This is a genomic window from Solwaraspora sp. WMMD791 (assembly GCF_029581195.1).
Classification (GTDB): domain Bacteria; phylum Actinomycetota; class Actinomycetes; order Mycobacteriales; family Micromonosporaceae; genus Micromonospora_E.
Genome location: NZ_CP120737.1, coordinates 2139975 through 2159407, shown reverse-complemented (window position 1 = coordinate 2159407; position 19433 = coordinate 2139975). Strand labels below are relative to the sequence as shown.

Annotated in this window: 16 protein-coding genes and 2 pseudogenes; 13 read left to right on the top strand and 5 right to left on the bottom strand. The window is 72.0% G+C overall.

The features are described from left to right. The first annotated feature begins 78 nt into the window (after positions 1-78). Together dnaE and O7623_RS09365 are read left to right on the top strand one after the other, a co-directional pair. On the top strand, positions 79-3615 hold the full coding sequence (dnaE, locus tag O7623_RS09370; RefSeq protein ID WP_282228220.1) for a DNA polymerase III subunit alpha: 3537 nt from the start codon (positions 79-81) through the stop codon (positions 3613-3615). Between the two features lie 19 nt (positions 3616-3634). After that, positions 3635-4504 (top strand): DUF2567 domain-containing protein, encoded by an 870-nt coding sequence (locus O7623_RS09365; RefSeq protein ID WP_282228219.1) that lies wholly within the window; start codon positions 3635-3637, stop codon positions 4502-4504. Here the strand turns inward: O7623_RS09365 and O7623_RS09360 are convergent. Continuing rightward, on the bottom strand, positions 4419-5120 hold the full coding sequence (locus tag O7623_RS09360) for an LON peptidase substrate-binding domain-containing protein (RefSeq protein WP_282228218.1): 702 nt from the start codon (positions 5118-5120) through the stop codon (positions 4419-4421). The genes O7623_RS09365 and O7623_RS09360 overlap by 86 nt on opposite strands. A gap of 87 nt (positions 5121-5207) precedes the next feature. Between O7623_RS09360 and hisD the strand changes: the two are divergent. The 8 genes and pseudogenes from hisD to hisF all read left to right on the top strand — a co-directional run. Beyond that, a pseudogene (gene hisD, locus O7623_RS09355) lies at positions 5208-6512 on the top strand (histidinol dehydrogenase); the annotation flags it as partial. Between the two features lie 98 nt (positions 6513-6610). Further along, positions 6611-7693 (top strand): annotated as a pseudogene (locus O7623_RS09350) (histidinol-phosphate transaminase); the annotation flags it as partial. A 77-nt stretch (positions 7694-7770) separates the two neighbouring features. Further along, positions 7771-8382 (top strand): imidazoleglycerol-phosphate dehydratase HisB, encoded by a 612-nt coding sequence (gene hisB / locus O7623_RS09345; RefSeq protein WP_282228217.1) that lies wholly within the window; start codon positions 7771-7773, stop codon positions 8380-8382. 1 nt (position 8383) lies between these two features. Continuing rightward, positions 8384-8554: a hypothetical protein gene (locus O7623_RS09340; RefSeq protein ID WP_282228216.1), complete on the top strand. Its 171-nt coding sequence runs from the start codon at positions 8384-8386 to the stop codon at positions 8552-8554. Then, on the top strand, positions 8554-9225 hold the full coding sequence (hisH, locus tag O7623_RS09335) for an imidazole glycerol phosphate synthase subunit HisH (RefSeq protein WP_282228215.1): 672 nt from the start codon (positions 8554-8556) through the stop codon (positions 9223-9225). The genes O7623_RS09340 and hisH overlap by 1 nt, the downstream gene beginning before the upstream one ends. Beyond that, a complete protein-coding gene (locus O7623_RS09330; protein ID WP_282228214.1) occupies positions 9218-9544 on the top strand; it encodes a hypothetical protein in 327 nt (108 codons plus the stop codon). The genes hisH and O7623_RS09330 overlap by 8 nt, the downstream gene beginning before the upstream one ends. Before the next feature lie 26 nt (positions 9545-9570). Next, entirely contained in the window at positions 9571-10317 is a 747-nt protein-coding gene (gene priA, locus O7623_RS09325) for a bifunctional 1-(5-phosphoribosyl)-5-((5-phosphoribosylamino)methylideneamino)imidazole-4-carboxamide isomerase/phosphoribosylanthranilate isomerase PriA (RefSeq protein WP_282228213.1), read from the top strand. Beyond that, positions 10314-11096, top strand: a complete 783-nt coding sequence (hisF, locus tag O7623_RS09320; RefSeq protein ID WP_282228212.1) for an imidazole glycerol phosphate synthase subunit HisF — start codon at positions 10314-10316, stop codon at positions 11094-11096. The genes priA and hisF overlap by 4 nt, the downstream gene beginning before the upstream one ends. Before the next feature lie 88 nt (positions 11097-11184). On the opposite strand, the gene O7623_RS09315 is transcribed toward hisF, so the two are convergent. Continuing rightward, the gene (locus tag O7623_RS09315; protein WP_282228211.1) at positions 11185-11661 is read right to left on the bottom strand and encodes a hypothetical protein; all 477 of its coding nucleotides are present in this window, start codon (positions 11659-11661) and stop codon (positions 11185-11187) included. Between the two features lie 56 nt (positions 11662-11717). On the opposite strand from O7623_RS09315, the gene O7623_RS09310 reads away from it, so the two are divergent. Beyond that, on the top strand, positions 11718-13235 hold the full coding sequence (locus O7623_RS09310) for a beta-N-acetylhexosaminidase (RefSeq protein WP_282228210.1): 1518 nt from the start codon (positions 11718-11720) through the stop codon (positions 13233-13235). On the opposite strand, the gene O7623_RS09305 is transcribed toward O7623_RS09310, so the two are convergent. Then, on the bottom strand, positions 13177-13887 hold the full coding sequence (locus O7623_RS09305; protein WP_282228209.1) for a hypothetical protein: 711 nt from the start codon (positions 13885-13887) through the stop codon (positions 13177-13179). The genes O7623_RS09310 and O7623_RS09305 overlap by 59 nt on opposite strands. A gap of 62 nt (positions 13888-13949) precedes the next feature. Here O7623_RS09305 and O7623_RS09300 point away from each other — a divergent pair, with 62 nt between their 5' ends. Further along, on the top strand, positions 13950-15410 hold the full coding sequence (locus O7623_RS09300) for a PLP-dependent aminotransferase family protein (protein WP_282228208.1): 1461 nt from the start codon (positions 13950-13952) through the stop codon (positions 15408-15410). Between the two features lie 25 nt (positions 15411-15435). Here the strand turns inward: O7623_RS09300 and O7623_RS09295 are convergent, their stop codons facing one another. Then, on the bottom strand, positions 15436-17262 hold the full coding sequence (locus O7623_RS09295) for a long-chain fatty acid--CoA ligase (RefSeq protein ID WP_282228207.1): 1827 nt from the start codon (positions 17260-17262) through the stop codon (positions 15436-15438). A 301-nt stretch (positions 17263-17563) separates the two neighbouring features. Here O7623_RS09295 and O7623_RS09290 point away from each other — a divergent pair, with 301 nt between their 5' ends. Continuing rightward, positions 17564-18778, top strand: a complete 1215-nt coding sequence (locus O7623_RS09290) for a S8 family peptidase (RefSeq protein WP_282228206.1) — start codon at positions 17564-17566, stop codon at positions 18776-18778. A gap of 101 nt (positions 18779-18879) precedes the next feature. Here the strand turns inward: O7623_RS09290 and O7623_RS09285 are convergent, their stop codons facing one another. Next, positions 18880-19389, bottom strand: a complete 510-nt coding sequence (locus O7623_RS09285; protein ID WP_282228205.1) for a PepSY domain-containing protein — start codon at positions 19387-19389, stop codon at positions 18880-18882. Positions 19390-19433: the final 44 nt, after the last annotated feature.

The window sequence follows — 19433 nt, the reverse complement described above, 5'->3', positions numbered from 1 at the left end:
GTGCGCCGTCGCGGCGGGCCGGAGATGGTCGGGTAAGGTCGCGTGGTTGTCGCCGGGACGGGAGAAGGGGGCCGGTCGGTGTCCGATTCCTTCGTGCATCTGCATGTGCACACAGAGTATTCAATGCTCGACGGTGCGGCCCGCCTGAAAGAACTGTTCGCCGAGGCGAATCGGCTGGAAATGCCGGCGTTGGCGATGACCGACCACGGGAACCTCTTCGGTGCGTACGATTTCTTCAAGCAGGCGACCGGTGCCGGAGTGAAGCCGATCATCGGCTTGGAGGCGTACCTGACACCGGGGACGGACCGGCGCGACCGGACCCGGGTGCGGTGGGCCGACGGCGGAGAGAACGACGTTTCCGGTGGTGGTGCGTACACGCACATGACCATGCTGGCGGCGGACGCCGACGGTCTGCGAAACCTGTTCCGTCTGGGCTCGCGGTCCAGCTTGGAGGGTTACTTCTACAAGCCCCGTGCTGACCGTGAGCTGCTGCACGAGTACGCCAAGGGTATCATCGCGACGACCGGATGCCCGTCCGGCGAGGTGCAGACCTGGTTGCGGATCGGTGACTTCGAAAAGGCGTGCGCGTCGGCGGCGGAATTCCGTGACATCTTCGGTGCGGACAATTTCTATCTGGAGCTGATGGATCACGGTCTCGACATCGAGACCCGGATCCGGGAAGACCTCATACGGCTCGGTAAGCGACTCAACCTCAAGCCGATCGCGACCAACGATCTGCACTACACGCACGAGCGGGACGCGGACGCGCATGAGGTGCTGCTGTGTGTCCAGTCCGGGTCGACCATGGCGGATCCGAAACGGTTCAAGTTCGACGCGCGTGACTTCTACCTGAAATCGGCCGCAGAGATGCGGAAACTGTGGGACTCCGAGGTGCCCGGGGCGTGCGACAACACCCTGGAAATCGCCGAGAAGATCGGCGACTATTCGGCGTTGTTCGCCTCGCGGGACCTGATGCCGCAGTTCCCCGTACCGGCGGGGGAGACCGAGGAGTCCTTCCTGCGGGCCGAGGTGCTGCGCGGACTGGAGCGCCGGTTCCCGGGCGGGGTGCCCGAGGGACACCGCAAGCAGGCCGAGTACGAGCTCGACGTGATCATCAAGATGGGGTTCCCGGGGTACTTCCTGGTCACCGCCGACCTGGTGGACTACGCCAAACGGGAAGGGATCCGGGTCGGCCCGGGTCGTGGGTCGGCGGCCGGGGCGCTGATCGCGTACGCCCTGGGTATCACCGAACTGGACCCGATCCCGCACGGCCTGCTGTTCGAACGCTTCCTCAACCCGGACCGGGTGTCGATGCCGGACATCGACATGGACTTCGACGAGCGTCGCCGCGGCGACATGATCCGGTACGCGACCGAGCGCTACGGCGAGGAACGCGTCGCACAGATCATCACCTACGGCACGATCAAGGCGAAGGCGGCGATCAAGGACGCGGCGCGCGTGCTCGGCTACCCGTTCGCGATGGGTGACCGCATCACCAAGGCGATGCCGCCGCCGGTGATGGGCAAGGACATCCCGTTGTCGGGGATCTTCGACCCGAAACACCCGCGCTACCCGGAGGCGGTCGAGTTCCGGTCGTTGTACGAGTCCGACGGCGAGGTTCGCAAGATCGTCGATACGGCCAAGGGGCTGGAAGGGCTCAAACGGCAGTGGGGGGTGCACGCCGCCGGGGTGATCCTGTCCCGCGACCCGCTGGTGGACGTGCTGCCGATCCAGAAGCGGGAGCAGGACGGGGCGATCATCACCCAGTGGGACATGGGCGCGTGCGAGTCCATCGGCCTGCTGAAGATGGACTTCCTCGGCCTACGCAACCTGACCGTGATGGACGACTGCCTGGCCGGGATCAAGGACAACCGGGGCCTGGACCTGGTGCTCGAAGAGCTGCCACTGGACGACAAACGTGCCTACGAGTTGCTGGCCCGGGGCGACACGCTGGGGGTGTTCCAGCTCGACGGCGGGCCGATGCGCTCGCTGCTGCGCTCGATGGTGCCGGACAACTTCGAGGACATCTCCGCCGTTCTGGCGCTGTACCGGCCCGGTCCGATGGGCGCCAACGCGCACAACGAGTACGCCGACCGCAAGAACAACCGCAAACCGGTGGTGCCGATCCACCCCGAGCTCGCCGAACCCCTCGCCGACATCCTGGGCGACACCTACGGCCTGATCGTCTACCAGGAACAGGTCATGGCGATCGCCCAGCAGTTGGCCGGCTACACGCTGGGCGCGGCCGACCTGCTGCGTCGGGCGATGGGCAAGAAGAAGAAGGAGATCCTGGACAAGGAGTACGTGCCGTTCTCCCAGGGCATGCGGGACAACGGCTACTCCGACGAGGCGATCAAGACGCTGTGGGACATCCTGGTCCCGTTCTCCGACTACGCGTTCAACAAGGCGCACACCGCCGGCTACGGGCTGGTCTCCTACTGGACCGCGTACCTGAAGGCCAACTACCCGGCCGAGTACATGGCCGCCCTGTTGACCAGCGTCGGTGACGACAAGGACAAGGCCGCCGTCTACCTGGCGGAGTGCCGCCGGATGAAGATCAAGGTGCTGCCGCCGGACGTCAACGCCTCCGGTGCCCGGTTCACCGCGGTCGGCTCCGACATCCGCTTCGGTCTGGCCGCCGTCCGCAACGTCGGCACGAACGTCGTCGACGCGATCGCCCGTGCCCGCAAGGAGAAGGGCGCCTACACCGACTTCTACGACTTCCTGCGCAAGGTCGACGCGGTGGCCTGCAACAAACGTACGGTCGAATCGCTGATCAAGGCCGGTGCGTTCGACTCCCTCGGTCACCCCCGCAAAGCCCTGTTGACCGTGCACGCCGACGCGATCGACTCGTTCATGGACCTCAAACGCAACGAGGCGGTGGGCCAGTACGACCTGTTCGGTGACGCTTTCGGGGCTGCGGATCCCGCCGCCGGGGGCGCGATGGTGGTCACCCCACCGATCCCGGAGGGCGAGTGGGACAAGACCGACCTGCTCACCTTCGAGCGTGAGATGCTCGGCCTCTACGTCTCCGACCACCCGCTGTTCGGCGTCGAACACGTCCTGGCCGCCGCGGCGGACATGTCCATCGCCGCTCTGGCTGAGGAGGGTGCCGTCGCCGACGGCAGCGTGGTCAACCTCGCCGGCATCCTGTCCGGGGTGCAACGCCGGATCACCAAGCAGGGCCGGGCCTGGGCGTCGGCGACCCTGGAGGACCTCGGCGGCGCGGTCGAGGTGCTGTTCTTCCCCAACACCTACGAGGTCGTCGGCCAGTACATCGCCGAGGACGCCATCGTCGTGGTGAAGGGCCGGGTGGACCGGCGTGACGACCAGCCCCGGTTGATGGCGATGGACCTGTCCGTGCCGGAGATCACCGCCGCGGACGAGATCAAGCCCATCGTGATCGCGTTGTCGCCGGCCCGCTGCACCCCGCCCCTGGTGGACAGCCTGCGCGACGTCCTCACCAGCCATCCCGGCTCGGCCGAGGTCCACGTCAAACTCGTCAACGGCAGCCGCGCCACCCTGCTGCGCCTCGGACCGCACCGGGTCGCCCCCACCACGGCGTTGATGGCCGACCTCAAGGCGCTGCTCGGGCCTGCCGCCGTGGCCGGCTGAGACCTGAGAGGATCACCGGGTGAGTTCCCCGTCCGAACCCGGCCAGTCCGAGCAGCCCGAGCAGCCCGAGCAGCCCGGTCAGCCCGTCGACCTGCCGACGCCGACGCCGACGGAGCCCGGGGCCCCGGTCGCGGCCACCACCGGCCGAGCGGCACCGTGGCGGCGGCCGGCGGTCCTCGTCGTCGTGGCGATGGTGCTCGGCGGCGTACTGCTGGGGCTCGCCTGGTCGACGCTGACGCCCTGGGTGCCGGTGATCAAGACCGAGCAGGGCGCGGCGGTACGCGGTGGCGACCCGGAGTACTTCGTGGCCGCCGACGGCTGGTTCGCTCTGCTCGGGCTCGGGTTCGGCATCCTCGCCGGGATCTGCGCCTGGGCGCTGTCACCACGTCGGCGTGGACCGGCCGGGCTGCTGGCGGTGACCATCGGTGGGCTCGGCGCGGCGGCGGTGGCCTGGGCCCTCGGTCGACAGATCGGGCTGGCCGGCTACCGGCGGGCGCTGGAGGCCGCCGAGATCGGGGCGACGTTGAGCCGCCCCCCGGATCTGCACGCTGGCGACATCGAGCTGTGGTTCGGGGTGCTCCCCGCGCTCAACGGTGCCTTCTTCGCACCGGCGTTCGGCGCCGCCCTGGTCTACACGATGCTGGCCGGCTGGTCCCGTTACCCGGACCTGCGCCCCGACCCGTCGGGAGCCGCCGTCGTGGCTGACCCGCCGGACGCGGCGGTCGCGGACCAGTCGGACACCGCCGCCGTCGCGGAGCCGCCGGCGGCGGCGGGCAGCCCGCCCGGTCCGGGCACACCGTCGGTCAGTTCGGGCTCGCCGGCACCGCGAGCTCCGGCAGCGGAACCGGCACCGCCCGCACCCGGCGCAGCAGCGACACCTCCCGATTGAGCATCCGCAGCTCGGCCCTCAGCCGCCGGGCGGTGTCCGGCTCCGCCAGCAGCGCCTGCCGCTCCCCGATGGTCAACGCGGCAGTTGCCGCGACCAGGTGGGACAGGACCGTCGGCTGCTCCGGCAACTGTTCGGTGATCTCCGCGGAGTCGGTGCGCACCAGCTCCAGGTACTGCCGGAACAGCGCCAGGACCTGCGGCGCGAGCCGGTCGGCCAGCATCTCCTGACCGGCCGGTTCCGGCAGCCACCGCACCGACGCGGTCAGGTACGGCGTGCCCTCGTCGGCCAGCTCGGTGACCCGGAACCGTCGCCGGCCCACCGTGACGATGTCGTACCGGCCGTTCGGCAGCTCGGTGACCTGTCGCAGCTCGGCGGTGCAGCCGACGTCGTGCAGGCTGACCGCCGTCGGGGTGGGCGCTCCCGGTGGCCCGGCCGTCGGCAGCACCTCCCAGCCGCGCCGGATCGCCACCACCCCGAACTCCCGCGTGACCCCGTCGGGCAGGCTCGTCAGATGGCGGACCAGCGCCCGGTAGCGCTCCTCGAAGACGTGCAGAGGCAGCACCAGCCCGGGGAAGAGCACCGTCCCGAGCGGAAAGATCGGCAGCCGCTGGCCCACTGGTCGAGCGTAGCGTGGTGACCCTCACCGTCCCGTCGGCTGGACGGCCAGCGTCCGATGGTTGGGAGGCGGCCTAGACTCGCAGGCGTGCTGAACCGGATCGACCTGCGCGGCGGGTCACGTGACCCGCGTGACCTGCTGCCCCGTGCCCAGCTCGACGTCTCCGTGGCGGTCGAGCGCATCCGCCCGCTGGTCGAGGCGGTCCGGGACCATGGTTACCCGGCGATCCGGGACGCGGCCCAGCGGTTCGACGGGGTCAGCCCGGCCCGGCTGCGGGTGCCGGCCGAGGCGCTGGCCGCCGCCGAACGCGACCTCGACGACGACGTGCGGGCCGCGCTGCTGGAGTGCATCGACCGGGCCCGGCGGGTGCACGCCGACCAACGGCGTACCGACGTCACCACCCAGGTGGTACCCGGCGGCACCGTCACCGAGCGGTGGCTGCCGGTCGGCCGGGTCGGGCTGTACGTGCCCGGCGGCCTGGCGGTGTACCCGTCGACGGTGGTGATGAACGTGGTCCCCGCCCAGGTCGCGGGGGTCACCTCGCTGGTGGTGACGAGCCCGCCGCAGCGCGACAACGACGGGTTGCCCGACGCCCGGGTGCTGGCCGCCTGCGCCCTGCTCGGCGTCGACGAGGTGTACGCCGTCGGCGGCGCCCAGGCCGTCGCGATGCTCGGCTACGGTGCCGCCGTCGACCCGGACGGCGCCGACCGGTGCGCCCCGGTCGACGTGATCACCGGGCCCGGCAACATCTGGGTCACCGCCGCGAAGCGGCTGCTGCGCGGGGTGGTCGGCATCGACGCCGAGGCCGGCCCGACGGAGATCGCGATCCTCGCCGACGACACTGCCGACCCGGTGCACGTCGCCGCCGACCTGATCAGCCAGGCCGAGCACGACCCGCTGGCCGCCAGCGTGCTGGTCACCCCGTCGGTCGAGCTGGCCGACGCGGTCGACCGGGAACTGGCCCGGCAGGTGCCCGCGACCCGGCACGCCGACCGGATCACCACCGCGCTGGGCGGTACCCAGTCCGGGACGGTGCTCGTCGACGACCTCGACGCCGGCCTCGCCGTGGTCGACGCGTACGCCGCCGAGCACCTGGAGATCCAGACCCGCGACGCCCGGCAGTGGGCGCTGCGGGTCCGCAACGCCGGGGCGATCTTCGTCGGGGCGTACTCGCCGGTTTCGCTCGGCGACTACTGCGCCGGCTCCAACCACGTGCTGCCGACCGGCGGCTGTGCCCGGCACTCCTCCGGGCTGAGCGTGCAGTCGTTCCTGCGGGGCGTGCATCTCGTCGAGTACGACGCCGACGCGCTGCGGGAGGTGGCCGGTCACGTGGTGACCCTGGCGCGGGCCGAGGACCTGCCGGCGCACGGCCAGGCTGTCCAGGCCCGGTTCACCGATCCGGTCCAGGCCGGGGCGGCGACGGCGGGCGCGGGGGCGGCGGGTACGGCCACCGTGGCCACGGCCGGCGCCGACGGTCCGGAGGTGCCGGCATGAGCGGCCCGGTCAGCCTGGACGATCTGCCGATCCGCGACGAGTTGCGCGGCCGCAGCCCGTACGGCGCCCCGCAGCTGGACGTGCCGGTGCGGCTGAACACCAACGAGAACTCCTACCCGCTGCCGGACGTGGTGGTCGAGGCGATCAGCGCGGCGGTCACCGCCCAGCTGCGGGAGCTGAACCGCTATCCGGACCGCGACGCGGTGGCGCTGCGCGGTGAGCTGGCCGACTACCTCGGCCACGGGGTGAGCACCGCCGGGGTGTGGGCCGCCAACGGGTCCAACGAGATCCAGCAGCAGCTGCTGCAGGTCTTCGCCGGTGCCGGGCGGGTGGCGCTCGGGTTCACCCCGGCGTACTCGATGCACCCGCTGCTGGCGCTGGGCACCGGCACCCGGTGGGTCGACGGCCGGCGCGGTCCAGACTTCGGGCTGACCGCCGCCGACGCCGCCGAGCAGATCGCCGCCCACCGGCCGGACCTGGTCTTCCTCTGCTCGCCGAACAACCCGACCGGCACCGCGCTGGATCCGGCGGTGGTGGACGCGGTGCTCGCGGCCGCGCCGGGCATGGTGGTGGTGGACGAGGCGTACGCCGAGTTCGCTCGCCCCGGCACCCGCAGCGCCCTGGAGCTGCTGCCGGCGCACCCCCGGCTGGTGGTGACCCGGACGATGAGCAAGGCGTTCGGCTTCGCCGGTGGCCGGCTCGGCTACCTGGCGGCGCACCCGGCGGTGGTGGACGCGGTGCAGCTGGTCCGGCTGCCGTACCACCTGTCGGCGCTGACCCAGGCGGCGGCGCGGGCGGCGCTGGCGCACCGGGACCTGCTGCTGGGCACCGTCGCGGCGATCAAGCAGGAGCGGGACCGGATCGTGACGCGGCTGCGTCAGCTCGGGTCGACCGTGGCCGACAGCGACGCCAACTTCGTGCTGTTCTCCGTCGGTGGTGACCAGCGCGACGCGTGGCAGGCGCTGCTGGAGCGGGGCGTGCTGGTGCGCGACGTCGGGCTGGCCGGCTGGTTGCGGGTGACGGCAGGCACCCCGGACGAGACCGACGCCTTCCTGGCGGCGATGACCGAACTGGCCGCGACGACCGAACTGGCCGCTACCACAGACCTGACGGCGGCGAGGGACCTGACCGCCACGACTGGGAACGGAGTGACCCGATGAGCCGCACCGCGCGGGTGGAACGCACCACGGCCGAGACGAAGGTACTGGTCGAGCTGGACCTGGACGGCACCGGCGCGGCCGACATCAGCACCGGGGTCGGCTTCTACGACCACATGCTGCACCAGATCGCCCGGCACGGCGGCTTCGACCTGACCGTGCAGACCGTCGGCGACCTGGAAATCGACGCGCACCACACGATGGAGGACACCGCCATCGCTCTGGGCACGGCGCTGCGTCAGGCGTTGGGCGACAAGGCGGGCATCCGCCGGTACGGCTCGGCCACGATCCCGATGGACGAGGTCCTCGTCCGCGCTGCGGTCGACCTGTCCGGCCGGCCGTACGTGGTGCACGACGAGCCGGCGCTGGCGCCGTACATCGGGCCGGTCTACCCGACCAGCATGACCCGGCACATCTGGGAGTCGCTGGGGCACTCCGCGCTGATCACCCTGCACGTGTCGGTGCTGCGGGCGGCCCGCGACGGCGGACACCCGGACGCCCACCACGTCGTCGAGACGCAGTTCAAGGCGGTGTCCCGGGCGCTGCGGGAGGCCGTGTCCATCGACCCCCGCGCCGCCGGAACGGTGCCCAGCACCAAGGGCGCGTTGTAACGTGGGCGGCTTCCTGCCGGTGGCGCTGTTCGCGCTCGCCGGGGTCCTCGTCGGTGGTGCCTGGTCGCTGCACCGCCAGGGCGCCGGTCGGGGTACCGTCGCCCTGGCGGCTGTCCTCGCCGTGCTGGCCGCCGCCGGCGGGGTGTTCTGGCTGCTTCCCGGAGGTGACTGATGACCCCGCGTCCGCCGCGTGTCGTGGTGCTCGACTACGGCTCCGGCAATCTGCGCTCCGCCGAGCGGGCGTTGGCCGCCGCCGGTGCCGAGGTGACGGTGACGCCCGACCTGGCCGCCGCCGAGGCCGCCGACGGCCTGGTGGTGCCGGGCGTGGGTGCGTACGCCGCCTGCATGGCCGGCATCGACGACCTGGGGGCCGCCCCGGTGATCGCCCGGCGGGTCGCCGCCGGCCGGCCGGTGCTGGGCATCTGCGTGGGCATGCAGATCCTCTTCGAGTACGGGGAGGAGCACGGCGTGGTCACCAAGGGCCTGGGTCTGCTGCCGGGCGCGGTGCGGCGGCTGCCCGCCCAGCGGGTGCCGCACATGGGTTGGAACACCGTGGCGGTGCCGGCCGGCAGCGGGCTGTTCGCCGGGTTGCCCGACGACGCCCGGTTCTACTTCGTGCACTCGTACGCGGCGCTGGCCACCGACCCGCTCGACGCGGTGGGTGCCCTGGTCACCACGGCCGACCACGAGGGGCGGTTCGTGGCGGCGGTCGAGCACGGTCCACTGTCGGCGACCCAGTTCCACCCGGAGAAGTCCGCCGGGACCGGTGCCACCCTGCTGGTCAACTGGCTGGCCACGCTCACGTCGGCGCCGGACGGCCCATCCGGGGCGTCCGGTGAGTAAGGAGCGGGCCCGGCGCCGCGAGCAGCGGCTGGCCGAGGCGCAGCGGGAGCGGGCGGCGCAGGCCCGCCGTACCGCGCGTCGGCAGCGTCGCCGGGCGGCGCTGCAGCGGCTCACCCCGCGCCGGCCGGGTGGCCGTACCGGACGGTTGTTCGTTCGGCGCAGCCGCGCCGAGCGGGCCGGGATCGCGGTGCTGACCGTGGCGGTGCTGGCCGTGATCTGGTTGGCCGTGCCGGACCCGGCGTTGCGTCTGTTGTTGATCGCCGTACTGCTACTCGTCGCGCCGGCCGTCGTGGTGATCGCCCTCGGCCGGCGTACCTGATTCCATCATCATTCGAGGAGATCTCCGTGACGCTTGCCCTGCTTCCCGCCGTCGATGTCGCCGACGGCCAGGCGGTCCGCCTGGTCCAGGGCGCCGCCGGCAGTGAGACCTCCTACGGCGACCCGTTGGAGGCGGCGCTGGCCTGGCAGCGCGACGGGGCGCAGTGGATCCACCTGGTGGACCTGGACGCCGCGTTCGGTCGGGGCAGCAACGCCCACCTGCTGGCCGAGGTGGTCCGGCAGATCGACGTGGCGGTGGAGCTGTCCGGCGGGATCCGTGACGACGAGTCACTGGCCGCCGCCCTGGGCACCGGCGCGGCGCGGGTCAACATCGGCACCGCCGCGTTGGAGGATCCGCTCTGGTGCGACCGGGTCGTCGCCGAGTACGGCGACCGGGTGGCGATCGGGCTGGACGTGCGGGGCCGTACCCTCGCCGCCCGGGGCTGGACCCGCGACGGCGGTGACCTGTTCGAGGTCCTCGAACGGCTGGACAAGGCGGGTGCCGCCCGGTACGTGGTGACCGACATCACCAAGGACGGCACGATGCGCGGGCCGAACCTGGACCTGCTGCGGGAGGTGTGTTCCCGCACCGACGCGCCGGTGATCGCCTCCGGTGGCGTGTCGACCCTGGACGACCTGCGGGCGTTGGCGACGCTGGAACCGGTCGGGGTGGAAGGGGTGATCGCCGGCAAGGCGCTCTACGCCGGCGCGTTCACCGTCGCCGAGGCGCTCGCCACCCTGCGGGAGGCCGACGCCACGGGCGGCCGGTCGTGACCGTCGCCGTCCGGGTGATCCCCTGCCTCGACGTCGACGCCGGCCGGGTGGTCAAGGGGGTCAACTTCGTCGATCTGCGCGACGCCGGCGACCCGGTCGAGCTGGCGGCCGCCTACGACGCCGCCGGGGCCGACGAGCTGACCTTCCTCGACGTGACCGCCTCCTCCGACGACCGGGGGACCATGCTCGACGTGGTCCGGCGTACCGCCGAGTCGGTGTTCATCCCGCTCACCGTCGGCGGCGGCGTGCGGTCCGTGGCCAACGTGGACACGCTGCTGCGCGCGGGTGCGGACAAGGTGGGCGTCAACACGGCGGCGATCGCCCGACCGGAGCTGATCGCGGAGATCGCCGACCGGTTCGGCCGGCAGGTGCTGGTGCTCTCGCTGGACGTCCGGCGCGCTGGCGCGGCCACGGTGGCCAGCGGCGACACGCCCAGCGGCTTCGAGGTCACCACCCACGGCGGGCGACGGGGCACCGCCATCGACGCGGTGGCCTGGGCGCGGCGGGGTGCCGAACTGGGCGCCGGGGAGATCCTGCTGAACTCGATGGACGCCGACGGCACCAAGAGCGGTTTCGACGTCGAGCTGATCGCAGCGGTCCGGGCGGTGGTCGACATCCCGGTGATCGCCAGCGGCGGGGCCGGTGCGACCGGGCATTTCCCACCGGCGGTCGCGGCCGGCGCGGACGCGGTCCTCGCCGCCAGCGTCTTCCACTTCGGTGAGCTGACCATCGGGGCCGTCAAGCAGGAGCTGCGCGCCGCCGGCCACCCGGTGCGCTGACGCTCCCGCCGGCCACCCGGTGCGCTGACGCTCCCCGTACACCCGGTGCGCCGACAAGTGCGCCGGCGCACCCGGTGGCCGGTCGCGGTCAGGCGGGTCCGGGTTGGATGGTGGTCTGGTTCTCCACCGACCGCCGGGGCGCGGGCGGCAGGAACCGCCCGGTGTACTCGACCATCGCTGCGGTATGGTCCTGGTCGTCGAGCCGCCAGTCACCGTCGGTCGTGGCGTACCGGCGGTTCAGCACGCCGTGCACACTGTCCACCGTCGTGGTCAGCCCGCTGCGTGGCCGGTCACGCCACAGTCGCTCGCCGGCGGCGGTGACCTGGAACCAGCCGTCGCGCACCGACACGAGGTCCGCGCCGAGCAGTCGCCGTACGCCGGTCTCGATCTCCTCGCGGCTGGGGATCGCCTGGTTGAGATGCTCCGCGGTGGCCAGCACGTCGACCAGGCGGACCCCCTCGGGCCGGCGACTGCCCGGCGACCGCCGGTGCCGGCCGACCTTGCCCGCGATGACCAGCGAGACGAAGATCCACGCGTCGGACCACGCCCACCCCTCGTCCGTCATCGGACCATGATGCCGTGTCAGCCGCGCGGACGGTACTCCTGTGCTTGGCTGTGGACATGTTGTTGCCGCGCCCTACCCGGCTGATCCGTGCGGCCGGGGACTTCACGCTCACCGCGACGACCGGCGTACAGGCCCCCGACGGCATCGCTGACCTGCTGCGGGAGCTGGTCACCCCGGCCACCGGCCTGCCGTTGCCGGACGGTCCGGCGGCCGGTGCCGGAGGGGTGATCAGCATGCGGACGGTGGACGCCGCGCAGCTCGGCGCGGAAGGCTACCGGCTCACCGTCGACGAATCCGGGGTACGGGCGGAGGCCGCCACCGAGGTCGGGCTCCGCTGGGCGGTGCAGACGCTGCGCCAGTTGCTGCCCGAGCAGGTGTACGCCGCCGCGCCGGTGCGCGGGGTGCCGTGGCGACTGCCGGCGGTCCAGATCGTCGACGTGCCGAGGTACGCCTGGCGAGGCTCCCTGCTGGACGTTGCCCGCTGGTGCCATCCGCTGCCGTTCCTCTACCGCTACGTCGATCTGCTGGCGGCGCACAAGCTCAACACCCTGCACCTGCATCTGACCGACGACCAGGGCTGGCGGTTCGAGGTGCGTCGCTACCCCCGGCTGACCGAGGTCGGCGGGTACCGGGCCGCCTCGCCGGCCGGCCACGCCCGCGACGGTCGCGGTGACGGGGTACCCCACGGCGGCTGGTACCGGCAGGCCGACCTGCGTGACCTGGTGGCGTACGCGCACCGGCGCGGCGTACGGGTCATGCCGGAGATCGACCTGCCCGGCCACGCCCAGGCGGCGATCGCCGCCTATCCCGAGTTCGGCAACGACCCCACCCGCCAGCTGGCGGTCCGTACCACCTGGGGCATCTCCACCCACGTGCTCAACCTCGAGCCGGCCACCCTGGCCGCCGTCTGCGACATCCTCGACGAGGTGGTCGACGTCTTCCCGTTCGAGTACGTGCACGTCGGCGGTGACGAGGTGCCCAGCGCCGAATGGGCGGCCAGCCCGGCGGCGACCGCCCGGGCCGTCGAGCTCGGGCTGCCCCGGGTCGCCGACCTGCAGGGCTGGTGGACCGGGCAGCTCGCCGCGCACCTGGCCGGCCACCGACGGCGCATCGCGGTCTGGGACGAGCTGCTCGACCGGGGTGCCCCGGCCGGGGCGACGGTCTTCGCCTGGCGGGGCACCGACCGCATCGACGCCGCCCAAGCGGCCGGGCTGCCGGTGGTCGCCGCGCCGTACACCCACACCTACTTCGACTGGGCCGAGTCCGACGACCCGGCCGAGCCACTGGCGATCGCGGGCACGGTCCCGCTGGAGACGGTGTACGGGTTCCAGCCCGGCGACGTGCTCGGGGTGCAGGGGCAGTTGTGGAGCGAGTACCTTCCGACGCCGCAGCGGGTGCTGTGGCGGGCGTTTCCCCGGCTGGCGGCCCTGGCCGAGGTGGGCTGGTCCGGGCCGACGGCGGTGGACGTCGACGGGGTGGTGCCGACCGGTCCGTGGGCGGAGTTCCGCGACCGGCTCACCGTCCACCTGCGCCGGCTCGATCAGCTCGGGGTGGGCTACCGGCCACTGGACTGAGCGGCTCCGCCGCCGGCGGCGGGTCGGCGGCGGGTGACACCGCCGGCACCGTGCACAGCGGGAGGAACAGCTGCACCAGTGGCCCGATCGCGACGGCGTAGAGCACGGTGCCGAGCCCGGCGGTGCCGCCGAGCAGCCAGCCGGCGCCGAGGACGGTGAGCTCGATCACCGTACGGACCAGCCGGACCGAGTGCCTGGGGTGCCGGGCCACCCAGCCGGTCATCAGCCCGTCGCGAGGGCCCGGGCCGAGTCGTGCCCCGACGTACAGGCCGGTGGCCAGGCCGTTGAGCACGATGCCGCCGACCAGCAGCGGCACCCGGACGGCGATCGCCGCCGGGCTGGGCAGCAGGGCCAGGCTGACGTCCACGGCGATCCCGATGACCAGCACGTTGCTCACGGTGCCGAGGCCGGGGCGTTGCCGCAGCGGGATCCACAGCAGCAGCACGAACGCCCCGGTGATCACGGTGACGGTGCCGAAGCTGAGCCCGGTCTGCCCGGCGAGGCCCTGGTGTAGAACGTCCCACGGGTTCAGCCCGAGTTGGGACTCGATCATCATCGCCATGCTGACGCCGTACAGGACCAGACCGAGGTAGAGCTGGCCGAGTCTGCGGGGGAGCCGGCGGCCTGTGCCATGCCCGTTGCCAATTTTCATCACGCATGCCACTCTGGTGGCCAATCCGGCGGATACCTAGGGCCAATTGGAGGTAGGTGGCTATGGCAGTGATCGTTCGGGGTAGCCAATTGGCGCGGCTGCTCGGGCATTGGCATGCCCTACCGGGTCGGCGCCGCAATCCGGACTACGCCGCCCTCGCCAGTGCGGTCCGGGGTCTGCTCGCCGACGGGCGGCTCTCCCTCGGCGTCCGGCTACCGGCCGAGCGGGAGCTGGCCGAAGCGCTACGGGTCAGCCGGACCACGGTCACCGCCGCGTACCGCAGTCTGCGCGAGAGCGGGCACCTGACCAGCCGGCGGGGGGCCGGTAGCTGGACCACGCTGCCCAGCGGCCACCAGGTCGCCAGCACGGGGTTGTGGACCGCCGAGACCGACCTGGACATGATCGACCTGGGGTACGCGGCGTTGGCCGCGCCGCCCGAGCTGGTCCCGGCGGCCCGGGCCGCCGCCGAGGACCTGCCCCGCTACCTGCAGCACGCCGGCTACTTCCCGACCGGCCTCGCCGAACTGCGGGCGGCGATCGCGCAGGGCTACACCCGGCGCGGACTTACCACCAGCGCCGAGCAGATCATGGTGACCGGTGGCACCCAGCACGCTCTCGACCTGGTGCTGCGGCTGCTGCTGCCGGCCGGTGCGCCGGCGCTGGTGGAGTCGCCGACGTACCCGAACGCGCTCGCCGCGTTGGCCGCCCGCCGGGCCCGGATCGCCACCCACGGGCTGGCCACCGGACCGGACGGCGGCTGGGACGCGGACCTGCTGCTCGGCGCGATCCGGCAGGAGCGCCCCCGGCTGGCCTACCTGATTCCGGAGTTCCAGAACCCGACCGGCCACCTGATGTCGACCGAGCTGCGGGAACGGGTCGTCGCGGCGGCCCACGCCAGCGGCACCGACCTGGTGGTGGACGAGTCGTTCGTGGACCTTCCGTTGGACGGCACCGTGGTCCCGCCGCCGACCGCGGTCTTCGACCGGCACTCCCGGGTGATCTCCATCGGCGGGATGAGCAAGCCGTACTGGGGCGGCCTGCGGATCGGGTGGGTGCGGGCCTCGGCACCGCTGGTGCAACGGCTCGCGGCCCTGCGGGTCGGCGTCGACATGGCCGGGCCGGTGCTCGACCAACTGGTCGGGGTGCACCTGCTGGCCGCCGCCGACCAGATCGTGCCGGCGCGGTTGGCGCAACTGACCGCGCAGCGAGACGCGCTGCTGGCCGAGTTGGCCACCGCGCTACCGGAGTGGCGGGTCACCGTGCCGCACGGCGGGGTGACCCTCTGGGCGGAGCTGGACGGTCCGATCTCCAGCGCCCTGGCCCGGGCCGCCGAGGAGGCCGGGGTCCGGCTGGCACCGGGACCCCGGTTCGGCATCGACGGCACCCTCGAGCGCTTCCTGCGGCTGCCGTTCACCCTGCCGGTACCGGTGCTGACCGACGCGGTGCGCCGGATCGCCGCGGTGCGCTACGACCTCGACCGCACCAGCCGCCGCCAGTGGCGGGAGCCCGCCATGATCGCCTGACGGCGGCTGGTGCCCGACCCCACGGTCAGATCTCGGCGAGTTGACCGGCGTACATCCGGTCGATCTCCGCGGCGAAGTTGCTCTCCACGATCCGGCGCTTGATCTTGAGTGACGGCGTCATCTCGCCGTCCTCGATGGTCAGGTCCCGATTGAGGATAGTGAATTTCTTGATGGTTTCCCAGCGGTTCAGCTTGCTGTTGAGTTCGGCCACGTACCCCTCGACGAGCGCGTGCGCCTGCGGCGAGGCGACGATCTCGGCGTACGGGCGGCCGGCCAGCGGGCCACCGGCGGCCCAGCCGGCGATGGCGTCCGGATCCAGGGTCACCAGCATCGTGCAGTAGTTGCGCGCCTGCCCGATCACCACCGCCTGCGAGGTGTACGGGCAGGTGGCCTTGAACAGGCCCTCGATGTGCGACGGCGCGACGTACTTGCCGCCGGAGGTCTTGACCAGATCCTTCTTGCGGTCGGTGATGGTGAGGAAGCCGTCGTCGTCGAGCACGCCGATGTCGCCGGTGCGGAAGTAGCCGCCCTCGGTGAACGCCTCGGCCGTCTCCTGCGGCAGGTTGTGGTAGCCGCGCATCACCGGCGCGCCGCGCAGCAGGACCTCGCCGTCGTCGTCGATGCGGCACTCCAGGTCACCGAGGGGCTGACCGACCGTACCGATCTTGATCTGGACCGGTCGGTTGACGAAGTTCGCGGCGCTCGCCTCGGTCAACCCGTACCCTTCGCAGATCGGCAGGTTCGCGGCGGCGAAGAACTCGGCGATGTCCGGACTCAGTGGCGCGGAGCCGGAGACCAGCACCCGGATGTGCCCGCCGAGGCGGGCCTGGAGCTTGCTGAACACCAGTTTCTCGGCGATGGCGTACTTGAGCTTCAGCCCGCCCGGCACCGGTGTGCCGGCCTGTTGCAGGGCGACCCGCTGCCGGCCGACGCCGACCGCCCAGTTGAAGATCCTGGCCTTGGCGCCGCCGGCGTCGCGGGCGGTGGTGACCGCCTTGTTGTAGACCTTCTCGAAGATCCGGGGGGCGGCGCACATCAGTGTGGGCCGGACCACCGCCAGCATCTCGACCAGCTTGTCCACCCGGCCGTCCACGTAGGTGGGAAGTCCGACGTGGATGATGCTGCAGAGCAGGGTCTTGCCGAACGAGTGTGACAGCGGCAGCCAGAGGTACTGCAGGTCGTCGGGGTTCATGATGCCCAGGTCGGCCTGGGCCACCGCCTCCCAGCACCAGCCCCGGTGCAGCAGTTCGACGCCCTTGGGGCGGCCGGTGGTGCCGGAGGTGTAGATCAGCGTTGCCAGATGCTCCGGCTCGATCGTGGTGGCGATCCGCTCGATCAGCCCGGGTTCGTCGGCCAGCGCCTGGGTGCCACGTTCCTCCAACTGCGCCAACGTCAGTTGGGGGACGGCCGCAGCCGGGTCGGGCTCGCCGTCCATCAGCACCACATGGGTCAGCGCGGGCAGGTCAGTGCCGGCGATCTTGCCGGCCTGGGTGGGGTTCTCGGCGATGAGGACCTTGGATCCCGAGTCGCCGATGATGAAGGTGGCGTCGGTCGGTTCGGTGGTGGGGTAGACCGTGGTGGTCGCCCCGGCGGCGCACATGATCCCCAGGTCGGCGAGCACCCACTCGAGCCGGGTGCCCGCCAGGATGGCCACCCGGTCCTCGTTGCCGACTCCGAGGCCGTACAGGCCGGCGGCGATCGCCTTGGTCCGCGCGGCGACCTGACTCCAGGTCAACCAGGTCAGACCCGAGTCGCCCGGAGCGGGCGAGGCAAAGGCGTTCTTGTCGGGGGTCGCGGCGACCCGCTGCAGGAACATGTCGGGAATCGACCGATATGGTACGTGGAGAGCCATCGGGTGCGTCGCCTCCGCATATGTGATAGTGAGCGCCGTCACGTTAATTCCGTGTTACCGAACAGTAGTGGCACGGCCGCCCTTCGGCTAGTCCCGCCGGGTCGCACGCTGCGGTTCCCGCCCCGCCATCCACCGGTCGTGCCCGAGCGTCGGCCGACCGGACGTCGACGGTATGGCCATAACGGTATAGAAACCTGACCACTATCCCCGCATACGATCCCATCGATCGATATCCCGATCGTCCACCCGTGACCGACGGCCACAAGCCGACGCGGGTGTCCAGATTGAGGAAGGGACAGGGATGACCGTTCTCCGTACACACAGCCGACGGCTGCTGCTGACCGGCTGTGCCGCTGCGGTCGCCACCGCGCTGATCGGCAACCCGGCCGCCGCCGCGCCCGCCGGCGAGATCCAGCTCGCCGGTGGTGCCACCGCGGTCGCGGACAGCTACATCGTGGTGCTCAAGGACTCCGCCGTCGCGGCCAAGGCGACCTCGGCACGCACCGCCGCCGTCGCCGACCGCGCCGGCAGCCTCGCCGGCCAGTACGGCGGATCCGTCGAGCGGGTGTTCGGCGCCGCCGTCAACGGCTTCGAGGCCACCCTCACCGCCTCGCAGGCCCGCCGGCTGGCCGCCCACTCCTCGGTGGCGTACGTCGAGCAGAACCACGTCGTGTCGATCGCCGCCACCCAGACCAACCCGCCGTCCTGGGGTCTGGACCGCATCGACCAGCGCAACCGCCCGCTGAACAGCGCCTACACGTACCCCAGCACGGCCAGCAACGTCACCGCGTACATCATCGACACCGGCATCCGGACCACCCACAACGACTTCGGTGGGCGGGCCAGCCGTGGCTACGACGCGTTCGGTGGCACCTCCGAGGACTGCAACGGCCACGGCACCCACGTCGCCGGCACCGTGGGCGGCAGCGCGTACGGGGTGGCCAAGGGCGTGCGGCTGGTCGCCGTCCGGGTGCTCAACTGCTCCGGCAGCGGCACCACCGCCGGCGTCATCGCCGGGGTCAACTGGGTCACCTCCAACGCCCGCAAGCCGGCCGTGGCCAACATGAGCCTCGGCGGCGGCGCCAGCAGCACGCTGGACAGCGCGGTGGCCAACTCGATCTCCTCCGGCGTCAGCTACGCCGTCGCCGCCGGCAACTCCAACCGCAACGCCTGCAGCTACTCGCCGGCCCGGGTCGCCAACGCGATCACCGTCGGTGCCACCACCAGCACCGACGCCCGTGCGTCCTACTCCAACTACGGCAGCTGCCTGGACATCTTCGCGCCGGGTTCGTCGATCACCGCGCCCTGGTACACCAGCAACACCGCGACCAACACCATCAGCGGCACCTCGATGGCCTCGCCGCACGTGGCCGGTGCCGCCGCCCTGGTGCTCGCCGCCAACCCGTCCTACAGCCCGGCCCAGGTCACCAGCTCGCTGGTGAGCAACGCCACCACCGGTGTGGTGACCAGCGCGGGCAGCGGCTCCCCGAACCGCCTGCTCTTCGTGGTCAACTGAGCTGGTGACCAGCTCGACCAACCCGACGAACTGAGCAGTGCGCGCGGCCCCCGGGAACCCCCAGCGCCCGGGGGCCGCACCCTGTCCGGCGTGACGACCGGTCAGTCGTCGCGTCGGTCGTCCCGGTCGTCGTCGTGGTCGTCGTCCCGGTCACGCCGGTCGTCGTCGTGGCCGTCGTCGTCCCGGCCGTCATCGTCATCGTCGTCGTCCCGGTCGACGTCGAGGATCCCCCCGGTCTCCCGGTCGATGTCCAGGTCCCACTCGACGCGCTCGGCCCTGACCTCGACCTCCCAGACCGGCCGGCCGTGCTCCTGGTCCCGCTCGATCTCGGTGACCCGACCCTCGCCGACGTGCGCCAGCGCGATCCGCTTCGCCTGCTCGACCCCGACCACGTCGGTGGCACCGGCGTCACCGGACCCGGTCGCCGGGGCGGTCGGGGTGCCGGTGGTGGCCGGCTGCGATGCCGTGGCCGGACCGGTGCCACTGGTGGCGCTGACCGCCTTGGCCGTACCGGTCACGTTCTGGGCGGCCGAGCCGACCGCCGTACCGGCCACCGCCAACGCGGCCACCGCACCCACTCCGGCCATTACGATCACTGACCTGCGAGCCATCTCGCACCTCCTGTTGTCGTCGTTGACAGCAAGGTTCGTCCACC